Origin of the sequence: Streptomyces flavofungini (assembly GCF_041028215.1) — a bacterium.
In the GTDB taxonomy this organism is placed as follows: Bacteria; Actinomycetota; Actinomycetes; order Streptomycetales; family Streptomycetaceae; genus Streptomyces; species Streptomyces flavofungini_B.
This window is the reverse complement of sequence record NZ_JASKYR010000135.1, coordinates 1-12,970: the sequence shown is the minus strand read 5'-3', so window position 1 is coordinate 12,970 and position 12,970 is coordinate 1. Positions and strand designations below refer to the sequence as shown.

General features: G+C 72.9%; 11 protein-coding genes and 2 pseudogenes. 10 read left to right on the top strand and 3 right to left on the bottom strand.

What is annotated here, in order from left to right:
* Window positions 1-496: pseudogene (locus AB8Z36_RS12325) on the bottom strand (FUSC family protein); the annotation flags it as partial.
* A gap of 329 nt (window positions 497-825) precedes the next feature.
* On the opposite strand from AB8Z36_RS12325, the gene AB8Z36_RS12320 reads away from it, so the two are divergent.
* From AB8Z36_RS12320 to AB8Z36_RS12300, 5 genes and pseudogenes are all read left to right on the top strand, one after another.
* Entirely contained in the window at window positions 826-1,362 is a 537-nt protein-coding gene (locus AB8Z36_RS12320) for an isochorismatase family cysteine hydrolase (RefSeq protein WP_369213291.1), read from the top strand.
* 11 nt (window positions 1,363-1,373) lie between these two features.
* Entirely contained in the window at window positions 1,374-2,258 is an 885-nt protein-coding gene (locus tag AB8Z36_RS12315) for an SDR family oxidoreductase (protein WP_369213290.1), read from the top strand.
* Between the two features lie 80 nt (window positions 2,259-2,338).
* Window positions 2,339-3,670, top strand: coding sequence for an APC family permease (locus AB8Z36_RS12310; RefSeq protein ID WP_440581899.1), 1,332 nt, complete (start codon window positions 2,339-2,341; stop codon window positions 3,668-3,670).
* 124 nt (window positions 3,671-3,794) lie between these two features.
* On the top strand, window positions 3,795-4,754 hold the full coding sequence (locus AB8Z36_RS12305) for an AraC family transcriptional regulator (RefSeq protein WP_369213289.1): 960 nt from the start codon (window positions 3,795-3,797) through the stop codon (window positions 4,752-4,754).
* 44 nt (window positions 4,755-4,798) lie between these two features.
* A pseudogene (locus tag AB8Z36_RS12300) lies at window positions 4,799-5,488 on the top strand (dioxygenase family protein); the annotation flags it as partial.
* Window positions 5,489-5,562: 74 nt separating this feature from the next.
* Here the strand turns inward: AB8Z36_RS12300 and AB8Z36_RS12295 are convergent.
* Both AB8Z36_RS12295 and AB8Z36_RS12290 read right to left on the bottom strand, forming a co-directional pair.
* Window positions 5,563-6,516, bottom strand: a complete 954-nt coding sequence (locus tag AB8Z36_RS12295; protein WP_369213288.1) for a GNAT family N-acetyltransferase — start codon at window positions 6,514-6,516, stop codon at window positions 5,563-5,565.
* Between the two features lie 66 nt (window positions 6,517-6,582).
* Window positions 6,583-6,999 (bottom strand): ATP-binding protein, encoded by a 417-nt coding sequence (locus AB8Z36_RS12290; RefSeq protein ID WP_369213287.1) that lies wholly within the window; start codon window positions 6,997-6,999, stop codon window positions 6,583-6,585.
* Window positions 7,000-7,283: 284 nt separating this feature from the next.
* On the opposite strand from AB8Z36_RS12290, the gene AB8Z36_RS12285 reads away from it, so the two are divergent.
* The 5 genes from AB8Z36_RS12285 to AB8Z36_RS12265 all read left to right on the top strand — a co-directional run bounded on the left by AB8Z36_RS12285 (window position 7,284) and on the right by AB8Z36_RS12265 (window position 12,814).
* Window positions 7,284-8,459, top strand: coding sequence for an alpha-hydroxy-acid oxidizing protein (locus AB8Z36_RS12285; protein WP_369213286.1), 1,176 nt, complete (start codon window positions 7,284-7,286; stop codon window positions 8,457-8,459).
* An 88-nt stretch (window positions 8,460-8,547) separates the two neighbouring features.
* On the top strand, window positions 8,548-10,068 hold the full coding sequence (locus AB8Z36_RS12280) for an MFS transporter (protein WP_369213285.1): 1,521 nt from the start codon (window positions 8,548-8,550) through the stop codon (window positions 10,066-10,068).
* Between the two features lie 142 nt (window positions 10,069-10,210).
* Window positions 10,211-11,521: a ricin-type beta-trefoil lectin domain protein gene (locus AB8Z36_RS12275; RefSeq protein ID WP_369213284.1), complete on the top strand. Its 1,311-nt coding sequence runs from the start codon at window positions 10,211-10,213 to the stop codon at window positions 11,519-11,521.
* 100 nt (window positions 11,522-11,621) lie between these two features.
* A complete protein-coding gene (locus tag AB8Z36_RS12270) occupies window positions 11,622-12,104 on the top strand; it encodes an Lrp/AsnC family transcriptional regulator (protein WP_369213283.1) in 483 nt (160 codons plus the stop codon).
* A gap of 35 nt (window positions 12,105-12,139) precedes the next feature.
* Window positions 12,140-12,814, top strand: coding sequence for an HAD family hydrolase (locus AB8Z36_RS12265; RefSeq protein ID WP_369213282.1), 675 nt, complete (start codon window positions 12,140-12,142; stop codon window positions 12,812-12,814).
* The last annotated feature ends 156 nt before the right edge of the window (window positions 12,815-12,970 follow it).

Sequence of the window (12,970 nt, the reverse complement as noted above, 5' to 3'; positions counted from 1 at the left end):
CCCCGCGTTCGTAGCACCAGGCGCCGAAGCGGACGGCGGCGGCGGTGCAGAGCGAGAGCAGCACGGCGGCGAACAGCTCGGGAAGCTGGCCCGGGACCGTGTGCAGGAACTGCGTCGCGAAGAACATCATGAACGCGAACACCCCGAGGGAGTGCCCGCGCGGCCCCCAGCGCCGCGCGTACACGCCCGCCCCCATGACGGCGAGGAAGGCGGCGTCGCGCGCCACCGGCACGTCGTGGAGCAGGGCGGCGAGGGTGAGTACCGGGAATCCGACGACGGGCAGCAGGGCCGTCGTGACCGCCTGGCCGCGCACCGTGGCGTCGCCGACGGTGAAAAGCGCGAGCAGCGCGGCGAGCCCGCCGGTGATCGCCGCTACGAGTGAATGCCCGGCCAGGCCGCACACCGCCACCGCCCCGGCGATGCCGATGACCGCCCGGGAGGCGAAGCGCAGCCGCGCACGTCCCGGGTCCGGCGCCACGAACACCCTCTTCAACACCGCTTGCCCGCCCCTTTCGCGTCCCGTCCGTGCGGCCCCGCCGAAGGAAACCGCAGGGAGCCCGCAGGGAATCCGCATGGAATCCGCATGAAAAAGGCGCCGCGGAGTCCCGCAGCGCCATCGACAGTCACATGAGACCATCCGTCCGGCCTGTGGCTCAACCGAGACCGTGACCACTGGTCCATTGGCTCACCACAACACCGTTCGACTGAACCGCGGGCGGGCCAACGGACCACACGCCTCCGCTTGTGCGGCGGAGGACGCCCGAGGGGAGGGGCCGCGGCGGCCGAGAAAGTGCGGCTCCCCTCGGCGGTGCCATCATGGGCCCCATGGGAAAGAGCGCGCTCATCGTCATCGACATGATCAACACGTACGATCATGCCGACGCGGAACAGCTCATTCCGTCGGTCCGCAAGGCGTTGCCCGCCATCGTGCGGCTGATCGAGCGGGCTCGCGAGGAGGACGTCCCCGTCATCTACGCGAACGACAATTTCGGCCAGTGGCGCTCCCACCACGGGGAAATACTCGAAACCGCCCTGTCGGGGCCGCACGCCGACCTGGTCCGCCCCGTGCGGCCGGACGACACCTCGCTCTTCGTGGTGAAGGCCCGCCACTCGATCTTCTACGAGACACCGCTCACCTATCTGCTCTCCCAGCTCGGCGTCGGCCATGTGGTCCTCACCGGTCAGGTGACCGAGCAGTGCGTGCTGTACTCCGCGCTCGACGCCCACATCCGCCATCTGGGGGTGACGGTGCCCGAGGACGGGGTCGCGCACATCCATCCCGACCTCGCCCAGGCGGCGCTGCTCATGATGGAGCGCAACATGCACGCCACCATCACCGACTCCGAGGGGGTCGCACTGTGACCAGTCGAGGTGTGCCGAACCGGTCCGCCACCGGGCGGCGGTCCGTCCTGCGCGGCCGTACGGCCGTGGTGACCGGCGCCGCGCGCGGGGTCGGCGAGGCCGTCGCCAGAGAGCTGGCCTCGCTCGGCGCGAAGGTGGCGCTCCTCGGCCTGGAGGAACGGGAGCTCGCCCGGGTCTCCGGCGCGCTGCCGACGGTGTCGGACCACTGGCACGTGGACGTCACCGACGACGCGGCGATGGCGCGCGTGGCGGAGGAGGTGCGCGGGCGGCTCGGCCCCGCGTCGGTCGTCGTCGCCAACGCCGGGTTGGCCGAGGGCGGCCCCTTCGTCGACTCCGATCCCGCGAGCTGGCGGCGGGTCATCGAGGTCAACCTGGTGGGCAGCGCGGTCACCGCCCGCACCTTCCTGCCGCAGCTCCTCGACACCCGGGGGCACTACCTCCAGATCGCCTCGCTCGCCTCCATCGGCGCGGCCCCGCTGATGAGCGCGTACTGCGCGTCGAAGGCGGGCGTGGAGTCGTTCGGCCACGCCCTGCGCGCGGAGCTCGACCCGCTGGGAGTCGGTGTGGGCATCGCCTACCTGAACTGGACCGACACGGACATGATCCGTGACGCCGCCCAGCACCCGGTCCTGCGGGAGCTGCGGGCGCACATGCCGCCGCCCGCCCGCAGGATCTACCCCGCGACGCTGGTGGCCCACCGCCTCGTGCGCGCGGTCGAGCGGCGGGCGCCCAGTGTGTACGTGCCGGGCTGGCTCCGGGGCGTGCAGGCGGTGCGGGCCGCCCTGCCGGGGATCGTGACCCGGTTCTCCCGGCACGAGCTGACGCGCTCGGAGTTCTCGGCGACGGGTCTGCTGGGTGCGGGCGGTCGCGCGGAGGGCGCCGACGGCCGCCGCTGAGGGAGCGTCCCCGCGCCGCGGGGACGCCGTACGGGTGGTGGTTCCGCCTGGCCGGGCGCGCGCGGGGTACACGGCTCCGCGTGAGAGACACCAGCACCACGTCGCGGCCCGCGGACGGCGCCCCGACGGCACTCAAGAAGGCCCTGACCACCCCGCTGCTGTACTTCTTCATCCTCGGAGACGTGCTCGGCGCCGGTGTGTACGTCCTCGTCGGCCAGGTCGCGGCCGACTCCGGCGGCGCCGTGTGGGTGCCCCTGCTCGCGGCGCTCTGTCTGGCCCTCCTGACGGCCGCCTCCTACGCCGAACTGGTCACCAAGTACCCGCGCGCGGGTGGCGCCTCGCACTACGCCACGCTGGCGTACGGGCCCTTCGCCGGATTCCTCGCGGGGTTCTGCATGCTCGCGGCGGGCATCGTGTCGGTCGCCGCGCTGGCCCGCGGTTTCGGCGGCGACTACCTCTCCGAGTTCGTGACGCTGCCGGTCGTGCTCGTCACGGTCGTCTTCCTCGCCGCGCTGGCCCTTCTGAACGCCCGGGGCATCCAGGAGTCGACGCGGGTCAACGTCGTGGCCACGGTGATCGAGGTGGGCGGCCTGGTGCTGGTGACCGGGCTCGGCCTGTGGATCGTGCTGCGCGGCGACGGCGACGTGGGCAGGCTCGGGCAGCTCGGGACGGAGCGGCACGGCCCGGCGGCGGCCGTGCTGACCGGCGCGGTCCTCGCCTACTACTCCTTCGTCGGGTTCGAGACGTCCGTCAACGTGGCGGAGGAGACCCGCGACCCGCGCCGCTCCTACCCGCGCGCCCTGTTCGGCGCGCTGATCACGGCGGGCGCGGTGTACGCCCTGGTCGGGGCGGCGGCCGCGGCGGCCGTGCCGACCCGGAGGCTGGCCGAGTCCAGCGGCCCGCTCCTCGAAGTCGTCAAGGAGGCGGGCGGCGTCCCCACGGAGCTGTTCAGCGCCGTCGCCCTGGTGGCGGTGGCCAATGGCGCGCTGCTCACCGGCATCATGTCCTCCCGGCTCGCCTACGGCATGGCGCGCGACGGTCTGCTGCCGTCGTTCCTGACCCGGGTGCTGCCCCGCAGGCGCACGCCGTGGGCCTCGATCGCCGCGACGACGGCGCTGTCCCTGCTGCTCGCGCTGACCGGTGATGTGACGACGCTCGCCTCGACCCTCGTACTGCTGCTTCTCGTGGTGTTCTTCCTGGTCAACACCGCGGCCCTGGTGCTGCGCCGCCGCGACGCGACGTCCCGCGACCACTTCCGCGCGCCGCTCGTGGTGCCCTTCCTCGGCGCGGTCTCCTGCGTCGTGCTCGCCACGCAGGTCGAGCGTGCGGTGTGGACGCGGGGCCTGATCGTGCTCGCGGTGGGCGCGGTGGGCGGCGCCGTCGCCACCGTACGGGCGCGCCGGGGCCGTTGAGCTCCCGGCCGCTGGGTGCCATCGTGTTCGGTCGGCTGGTATGGACCACAGCTGTGGTCCGTGCGGCACGCTCACGTCGACACACGGTCACGTACACAGCGGAACTCGGACAGGGAGCTGACGGATGCGCGGCACAACGGTTCTGCCCGGCGAGGGGAACAACGGAGAACCGTGCGGCGACGGGATGCCGACGCACCGCCTGGAGGTGCCGATGCCCAACGCGCTGCCCTTCGCCATCGGCACCTTCGACACCATCGGGCCGATGTCCCGCGCGGCCTTCCCCCACCGGCACACCTTCCACGAGATCGTGCATGTCACCGGGGGGACCGGCAGACACGTGGTGGACCTGAACGGCTGCGCGCTGCGGCCGCCGCACCTCTGCTTCATAGCGCCCGGCCAGGTCCACCACTGGGAGGACGCCCGCGGTCTTGAGGGCCGCGTCATCCTGTTCACCGACGATTTCCTCCTGGACCATCCGGCCGACCGGGACGTCCTGCGCGGGCTCGGCCGGCGCGCCACACTGGCGCTGCGCGACGAGGACGCCGAGTGGACCGCGCGGCTCGTCGCCGACCTGGACGGCGAGTACCGCTCGGGTGCGGCCGGTTTCCACAGCGTGCTGCGGTCCCTGCTGCACATCCTGGTGGTACGGGCGGCGCGGCTGCCCTCGGCCAGGGCCGTCGCCGCCCCGGCCGCGCCGCCCCGGTCCCGGCCCGGTTCGGTGGCCGCGGAGTTCGTGGCGCTGCTCGGCGGCCCCGGCGGGGCAGCGCACTCGGTACGGACGTGCGCGGAACGCATCGGCGTCTCGGTGAGCTATCTGAGCGAGGCGGTGAAGGCCTCCACCGGCCGCACGCCCGGTGAACTCATCCGGCAGGCCCGGGTGCACGAGGCCAAACGCCTGTTGCTGCACACAGAATTGACGGTACGTCAGGTCGCGGCGCGGACCGGGTTCGGCGATCCGGCCTACTTCTGCCGCTTCTTCCGCCGCGAGACCGGGACCAGTCCGGGGGACTTCCGGCGCGGCACCGGCGATATTCACCACGACCACCGGCTCCAGTCCATCGCCCGGCCCGCCGCCTCGGCATAGCTTCTCTGTCGATCCGGAACCACCCCCACCCCTCTGGAGGAGCGATGGACGACGAGACCGGGCGCGGACCCGACGACGGCACCCGCGGCGAAGGCGCCGAGCCGGGGCGGCGGCGCAGGGGACCGAGCCGCAAGACGGTGCTGAGGGCCGCCGCGGCGGCGGGCATGGCCCTGCCCGTGGCGGGCCTCATGGGTGTCCCCGCCCTCGCCCGGACGGCGGGTGAACGGGGCGAGGCCCCGACGCTGACCCCGACCTGCGACGACGGCGACGACCCGACTCCCCCGCAGATGGAGGGCCCCTACTTCAAGCCCAACTCCCCGCGCCGCACCTCGCTCCTGGGGACCAACACCCCCGGTGTGCGGCTCACGGTCACGGGTTATGTCTTCGGGCGGGCCTGCCGCCCCATAGGCCAGGTCCTGCTGGACTTCTGGCAGGCCGACACCTACGGGACGTATGACAACGTCGGGTTCCGTTTCCGCGGGCACCAGTTCACCGACGCCAACGGCGCATTCAAGCTCACCACGATCGTTCCCGGCCTGTATCCCGGGCGCACCCGGCACCTGCACGTCAAGGTGCAGGCCCCGGGCCGTCCGGTCCTCACGACGCAGCTCTACTTCCCCGGCGAGCCGCGCAACAACACGGACCCGATCTTCGACTCCCGGCTGCTGATGAACGTCCGCGGTGTCGGCAACGCGAAGGAGGCGGACTTCGACTTCGTCCTGAACGTGCCGCAGTAGGGGGACGGCGCGGCACCGCACGGCCCGCGTCCCACCCCCGTGGGGACGCGGGCCGTGCCCGTGGTCCGCCCTCACACCGGGCGGACCAGCTCCCAGGTGTCGACGGCGTGGTCGAGGGCCATTCCGTGCCGCTCGTACAGGGCGAGCGCCCCGCTGCTGTTGTCGGTGTCCACCCCGAGGCCGATCCGGTCGCGGCCGAGCGCCGCGTAGTGCCCGAAGGCGTGGCGCAGCAGGTGGCTGCCGAGGCCCTGGCCGCGGGCCTCGCCGAGGACACCGAGGTTGCCTATCCAGCCCATCGAGGGGCGGTCGTCGTGGGTGCGGAGCACGGCGGCGTCACCGACCCCCTCGACGTGCGCGATCCACACCAGTGACCAGTCGGCGCGCTCGGCGTGGATGTCGTCCAGCCACTGCCGGTAGGTGCGCGGCCGGAAGTCGAAGTGGTCCGCGAAGCTCTCCTGGAGCAGGGCGTGGGCGCGCCGCCGGTCGTCCTCGTCCCGGCAGTCGCGCAGGGTGACACCGGCGGGCGCGGCGGGCACCGGGTCGGTCCCGGCGGCCAGCGAGCGGGCCAGTACGTTGTACCGCCGCACGGTGCGCCATCCGCGGGCCCGCAGCGCCGCCAGGTCCATGGTGGGCGCGGTGTTGAGATGCAGGTGCACCACGGCGCGGGCCGCGCCGTTGTCCGCCGCGCGCTCGGCGGCACGGCTCTCCGCGCGCTCGAAGAGGTGCAGCGCCCCGTCGGTCCTGCCGGGCAGGACGTAGTGGTCGAGGTCGATCCGCTCGCCGTGGGAGTCGTCCCACAGCAGTGCGTACCCGATCAGCCGGCCGTCGTCGATGAGCAGCCAGGAGTCGCGCTCCAGGTCCACCCCGGGGTGCCTGAGACCGGCGAGGACCTCGTCCGGCCCGGTGTCGGCGCGGCCGGTCTCCAGCAGGTCCACCTCATTGAGCAGCGCGCACACCGCGTCCGCGTCATCGAGCGTCGCCGCCCGCACGGTCAGGCCGGGCGGCGGGTTGAGAGACGTGGTCATGGGCCCACTGTCGGGCGCGGGACCACCGCACCGCAACGGAGTTTCGACGGGGTGGGGCAGGCCTGCCTAGGCCAGCACCGCCCGCACTGTCTTCCCCCCGCGCTCCGTGCGTACCACCTCGACGCGGTGGGCCAGTTCGCGGACCATCGCCAGGCCCCGGCCGTTCTCGCGCTCGGTGCTCTCCTTGCGGACCCGGGGGCGGACCGGGCTCGCGTCGTGGACCTCGACCGTCACCCGGCCGCCCGAGACCTCCACGCGCAGACGGCAGCCGCCCCGCGCGTGCTGGACGGCGTTGGACACGAGCTCGGAGACGACGAGGGTGGCGTCGTCGACGCGCTCGGCGGGCACCTCGGTCTTGCGGCGGTGCGGCCTGACGAGGAACGCGGAGGTCAGCCTCCGTGCCCGGCCCGCCGAAGCGGCCTCCTGCGGCAGTGCGTACTCCACCCCCGTGGTGGCCTTACGGGCGCGCTGTTGCGCACGCATGGCGGATCACTTCCCCTCCCTGTACGAACCGGTGACCACCGCGGGCAAGGTCCGGGACCGCGGCTCGGTCCTGTGCGGCCGGCGGCTGGTACTGGGCGGCGCCGGTCCTGCCTCTCGGTGATGCCCCCGTCCGCTGATCGCCAATCCGGCTGTAAGGCACGCCTCATCCCGGTGCTCGCGGCGGGGTCCGCGGCGGGCCGGGGACATTGACCCTGACATCGGGTTCGAACAAGACTGCGGTTCCGGTTCCCGTCGATCCGCTCCCGCCCGAGAGAGGCAGGCCCATGAAGGCGCAGCCCCGTCCGTTCAAGGACTACCAGGACGAGATCTACCTCAACGGTCTGGGCGGTGTGGTCCCCGCCTTCCCCATGACGTTCGCGGAGCTGGAGTCCCGGGCGCGGGCGGCGCTGCCGCCCTCCGTGCTGTCCTACGTGGCGGGCGGCGCGGGCGACGAGCGGACGCAGAACGCCAACGTCACCGCTTTCGAGCGGTGGGGGCTCGTCCCGCGCATGTTCGTCGGCGCGGCCGAGCGCGACCTGTCGGTGGACCTGTTCGGGATGACGCTGCCCTCCCCGCTGTTCATGGCACCCATAGGCGTCCTCGGCATCTGCGCGCAGGACGGGCACGGCGATCTGGCGACCGCGCGGGCCGCCGCGCGCACCGGAGTGCCGATGATCGCCTCGACGCTCGCCGCGGACCCGATGGAGGCGGTGGCCGCCGAGTTCGGCGACACCCCCGGCTTCTTCCAGCTCTACACGCCCACCGACCGCGCCCTCGCCGAGAGCCTGGTGCACCGGGCCGAGAAGTCCGGGTACAAGGCCATCGTCGTCACCATGGACACCTGGATCACCGGCTGGCGCCCGCGCGACCTGAGCACCTCCAACTTCCCCCAGCTGCGCGGGCACTGTCTCGCCAACTACACCTCCGACCCGGTCTTCCGCGCCCAGCTCCCCGCCGACCCCGAGCAGGACCCGCGCTCCGCCGTCCTGAAGTGGGTGCAGCTCTTCGGCAACCCGCTCACCTGGGACGACCTTCCGTGGCTGCGCTCCTTGACCTCGCTGCCGCTGATCGTGAAGGGCCTGTGCCACCCCGAGGACGTCCGCCGCGCAAGGGACGGCGGCGTGGACGGCGTCTACTGCTCCAACCACGGCGGCAGGCAGGCGAACGGCGGGCTGCCCGCACTCGACGTGCTCCCCGAGGTCGTCGAGGCCGCCGACGGGCTCCCGGTCCTCTTCGACTCGGGCGTGCGCACCGGCGCGGACATCGTCAAGGCGCTCGCGCTCGGGGCGAGCGCCGTCGGGGTCGGCCGCCCGTACGCGTACGGGCTGGGCATCGGCGGGGCGGACGGCGTCACGCACGTCCTGCGCTCGCTGCTCGCCGAGGCCGATCTCCTCATGGCCGTCGACGGCTATCCGACGCTGGCGGACCTCACTCCGGAGGCGCTGCGGCGGGTCCTCTGAGCGGTTCCGACGCGATAAGGCGATCGTTGGACACTCGCACGTACCGTGTGAGACATTGATGTCTCATTCGAACTTGGAGTGTTCCACCATGTCCCCGCAGCGTGATCCACGGCGCTGGGCCGTCCTCGCGATCCTCTCCGGCAGTCTGCTGCTGATCGCGATGGACACCACGATCCTGAACGTCGCCTTCCCCTCCCTCGTCGCCGATCTGCGGCCCAGCTCCGTGCAGCAGCTCTGGATCATCGACGTCTACGCCCTCGTGCTGTCCGGTCTGCTGGTCACCGCGGGCGCGCTCGGCGACCGGTTCGGCCGCAAGCGGCTGCTGCTCATCGGCTTCGGCGTCTTCGCCGCCGCCTCGCTGCTCGCCGTCTTCGCGACCGCCGCCTGGCAGGTCATCGCCGCCCGCGCGCTGCTCGGCGCCGGTGGCGCGGCGATCATGCCCGCGACCCTGTCGATCCTGCGGGCGGTCTTCACCGACGCCCGCGAGCGGGCCCTCGCGTACGCCGTGTGGTCGGCCGTCTTCGGCGGCGGCATGGCGCTCGGCCCGGTCGTCGGCGGCCTCCTCGTGGAGCACGACGGCTGGCACGCCGCGTTCCTCGTCAACATCCCGGTGGCGCTGGTGATCATCGCGCTCGGCCTGTGGGTCCTGCCCGAGTCCCGGCAGCCGCGGCAGGGCCGCTGGGACTGGTGGGGCGTCTGCCAGTCCGTGGCCGGCATGCTCGCCCTGGCCGGTGGCGTCAAGCAGCTCGGCAAGGGCGGCCCCGGCTCCCCCCTGGCCTGGGCGCTCCTGGTGTTCGCCGCCGTCGCGCTCACCGTCTTCGTCCGCCGCCAGCTCCGCGTCGCCCACCCGCTGCTGCGGGTACGCCTCTTCGCCTCCCGGCCGTTCGCCATCGCGGCGGCCTCGATCTTCCTCGGCATGATCGCCCTGGGCTCGGCCCTGTTCCTGATCACCCAGTGGTTCCAGTACGGGCAGGGCTACACGCCCCTGGAGGCGGGCATCCGGCTGCTGCCCGCGCCGCTCGGCCTGGTCGTGACCTCGCTCGTGACGCCCGCGCTGATGCACCGGCTGCCGATCCGGCACGTCATGGGCGGCGGGCTGCTCCTGATGACGGCGGGCCTCGCCCTGCCCCGGCTCTTCCAGCTCGCGGGTCCGCTCGGCTACGGCGGGGTCGCCGTCGCACTGGCCGTCCTCGGCTGCGGCGTCGGCATCGCGACGACCGCCGCCTCCGTGACGCTGATGGCCGCCACCCCGGCCGAGGACGTCAGTGGCGCCGCCGCCGTCGAGGAGACCTGCTACGAACTCGGCGCCGCCATGGGCGTGGCCGTCCTCGGCAGTGTCGCCACCGCGCTGTACCGCGTGAACCTGCCCGGTCACGGGCTCGGGGACGCCGCCGGAGCGGCGGCGGGAGACTCGATCGGCGAGGCCGCGCGGGTGGCGTCGGAGCTCACGGGACCGGCCGGTACCGAGCTTCTGGCGCGGGCCGCGGGTGCGTTCACCGACGGGATGACACCCACCTTCCTGATGGCCGCCGTCCTGCCACTGGCCGCCGCCGCGCTCACCTGGGCCAAGATCCCCAAGGGGCTGCGGCCCACGGAGGACGCGCACTGAGGCACCCGCCGTGCACCCTGAGCCCCAACCGGGCACACGCGCCCCGTACTTCACGCCTATCATCTGTTCGACTCCGGGCACGCCCCGTCTCAGCGGCGGCCCGGGTCCCGCAGACGCTGCACAGCGAGAGGACAACGGGGAATTGAGCTCCACACGTAAGCGCGGCACGCGCAAGCGCCGCATAACCATGGCCGCGGTGGGTGCCGCGGCCGCCGTCGTGGCCGGGCTTCAGCTGTCGCCCAGCGCGTTCGGCACGGACAACACCGACAGCGGTGACGGCAAGGACGCCGTCTCCACGCGCGCGGCCCACGCCCCCGCGGCCCAGGCCGACTCCGGCGCCGCCAAGGCGGACGGGACGACGTTCAAGGACGGCGTCATGTCGCTGGGCGCCGCCCCCGCCGCGCGTGCGGCCGCCGCCCCGCCGCAGGGCGAGGGCTGGAAGTCGGGCGGGCCCGCCAAGCTGCTCGGCACCGGCTACACCATCAAGTTCTACGACAAGAAGGCCGCCGACTGGCTGGGCCCCTACGTCAAGCGGTCGGCCGCCGAGCTGAAGCGCGTGACCAACCTGCCCATCGCGGTGGACACCGTCCCGGTCGGCTGGGACTACGTCCGGCCCAAGGGCGAGGTCGTCATCGGCCTGCTGCACCACCCCTGCGTCCCGCCCGCCGACGGCGGCAGCACGGGCTGGAAGGTCGTCCGTGACGGCTCCGGCACCAAATACCTGAGCTGCGGCTTCTACTCCTCCTCCGTGGCCGAGACCACGACGAGCGGGCACGCCTACATCGACGACGAGTTCTTCACGGCGGACGGCAAGCCCTCGTCCGCCATCGGCGGCGAGGCGAAGCTCCGGAACCACATCAGCCACGAGCTCGGCCACACGATGGGCTTCACCCACGCCAACCGCAGCGCGACGCGCGGCGACTGCGTCAAGGGCACCGACTCCGGCCAGACCCCGGTGATGTGCACGCCCGTCAACGCCTACGAGGACAAGCGCGCGGGCTCCTACGTCCAGCAGTACGACATGCAGGGCCTGCGCCACCTCGCGCGCGGCGGCGGGGCGCAGCTGGCACCGCAGGGCAAGGTCACCGGCATCGGCGCCAAGTGCCTCGACGTCAAGGGCGGCAAGGCCGCCAACGGCACCCAGATCCAGCTCTACACCTGCAACAAGGGTCCGGGGCAGTCCTGGATCCTCCAGAAGGACGGCGCGTTCCGCTCGCTGGGCAAGTGCCTGACGAACAACGGCAACGCGAGCACCAACGGCAACAAGATCACCCTCTCGGACTGCACCAACGGCGCCTCGCAGCGCTGGTCGGTCAATGCCAAGGGCCAGATCGTGCACGTCGCCTCCGGCAAGGTCCTGGACGTGACGGGCGGTTCCACCGCCAACAGCACCAAGGTCCAGCTCTGGTCGGCCAACACCTACAAGCGGCAGATCTGGGTCACGCCCAAGTAGCGGCGTCCACGGCCCACGCCTCGGGCGTGGGCCGTGCGTCCGGCGTCCGGCGGCTAGAGTCACCAGCGATCACCCCGCGCACCTGGGAGAACCTGGCACCATGGCCGTCGACGAACTCGACACCCGCATCCTGCGGCTGCTCCTCGAACAGCCCCGCACCAGCCTGCGCGAGTACGCGCGCCTCCTCGGCATCGCCCGAGGCACCCTCCAGGCCAGGATCGACCGCCTGGAACGGGACGGCGTGATCACCGGCACCGGCCCCTTCCTCTCCCCCGCCGCGCTCGGCCACCCGGTGCTCGCCTTCGTGCACATCGAGGTCACGCAGGGGCACCTGGACGAGGTGGGCGACGCGCTGGCCGCCGTGCCCGAGATCATCGAGGCGCACTCCATCACCGGCGGCGGCGACCTCCTGACCCGCGTGGTGGCCCGGGACAACGGCCATCTCGAAGACGTCGTCCAGCAGTTGATCCAACTGCCCGGCGTGGTGCGCACCCGGACGGAGATGGCACTGCGCGAGCGGGTGCCGCACCGGCTGCTCCCGCTGGTCGAAGCAGTGGGCGGCGCGGCCTCCGGCGCCCGCTAGGCCTGCCCCACCTGCGCCTTTGGCATCCTTGCCGGATGAGCATCTTCGGCACCACCGCGGTCATCTTCGATCTCGACGGCACTCTCGTGGACAGCGAGCCCAACTACTTCGAGGCCTCGCGGGCCCTGCTCGCCGAGCGCACCGGCCATGCCTACACCTGGGCCGAGAACGAGCGCTACGTCGGGATCAGCTCCCACGAGACGCTCGCGCTCTGGCGGACGGAGTACGGGATAGCCGCCCCGGTGGCCGAGCTCCTCGCCGATCTCGACCGCCGCTATCTCGCGCTGGCCCGCGCCGGGACCCCCGTCCACCCCGAGATGCGCGCACTCGTGGAACGGCTGCACGACGCGGGGGTGCCGATGGCCGTGGCGTCCGGTTCCTCGCGCGCGGCCATCGAGGCGATCCTCGCGGGTACGGGCCTCGACGCGCTGCTGACCACCTTCGTATCGGCGGAGGACGTCGAGCGCGGCAAGCCCGCGCCCGACGTCTTCCTCGCCGCGGCCGCCCTGCTCGGCACGGCCCCCGCCGACTGCGTGGTCTTCGAGGACGCAGCCCCGGGCGCGGCGGCGGCCCACGCGGCGGGCATGCGCTGCGTGGCGATCCCCTATGTGACGGCCCACGCGGACGACCCGGCGTTCACGGCGGCGGACCTGCTGTTCCGGGGCGGCCACGCCGAGTTCACCGCGGCGGCGGCCCTGGAGGTCCTCTGACGGTCCGCTCAGGCGGCCTGGTCCGTGACGGCGGTGACCGGCTCGCCCCCGGCGACGATGCGCCGCAGCTCAGCCGTGCGCCCCGCCGGATCGCTCCCGGCGAGCAGCGCCGCGAGCAGCGCGGTCCGTGCCTGCCCCGCCCGCAGGGTCCCGGTG

What these genes read in the sequence shown, in the direction of transcription:
- AB8Z36_RS12290 (WP_369213287.1), bottom strand. Translation starts at nt 6,999, where the DNA reads ATGCGTGCGCAACAGCGCGCCCGTAAGGCCACCACGGGGGTGGAGTAC.
- AB8Z36_RS12270 (WP_369213283.1), top strand. Translation starts at nt 11,622, where the DNA reads ATGGCCGTCGACGAACTCGACACCCGCATCCTGCGGCTGCTCCTCGAA.
- AB8Z36_RS12320 (WP_369213291.1), top strand. Translation starts at nt 826, where the DNA reads ATGGGAAAGAGCGCGCTCATCGTCATCGACATGATCAACACGTACGAT.
- AB8Z36_RS12295 (WP_369213288.1), bottom strand. Translation starts at nt 6,516, where the DNA reads ATGACCACGTCTCTCAACCCGCCGCCCGGCCTGACCGTGCGGGCGGCG.
- AB8Z36_RS12280 (WP_369213285.1), top strand. Translation starts at nt 8,548, where the DNA reads ATGTCCCCGCAGCGTGATCCACGGCGCTGGGCCGTCCTCGCGATCCTC.
- AB8Z36_RS12265 (WP_369213282.1), top strand. Translation starts at nt 12,140, where the DNA reads ATGAGCATCTTCGGCACCACCGCGGTCATCTTCGATCTCGACGGCACT.
- AB8Z36_RS12305 (WP_369213289.1), top strand. Translation starts at nt 3,795, where the DNA reads ATGCGCGGCACAACGGTTCTGCCCGGCGAGGGGAACAACGGAGAACCG.
- AB8Z36_RS12285 (WP_369213286.1), top strand. Translation starts at nt 7,284, where the DNA reads ATGAAGGCGCAGCCCCGTCCGTTCAAGGACTACCAGGACGAGATCTAC.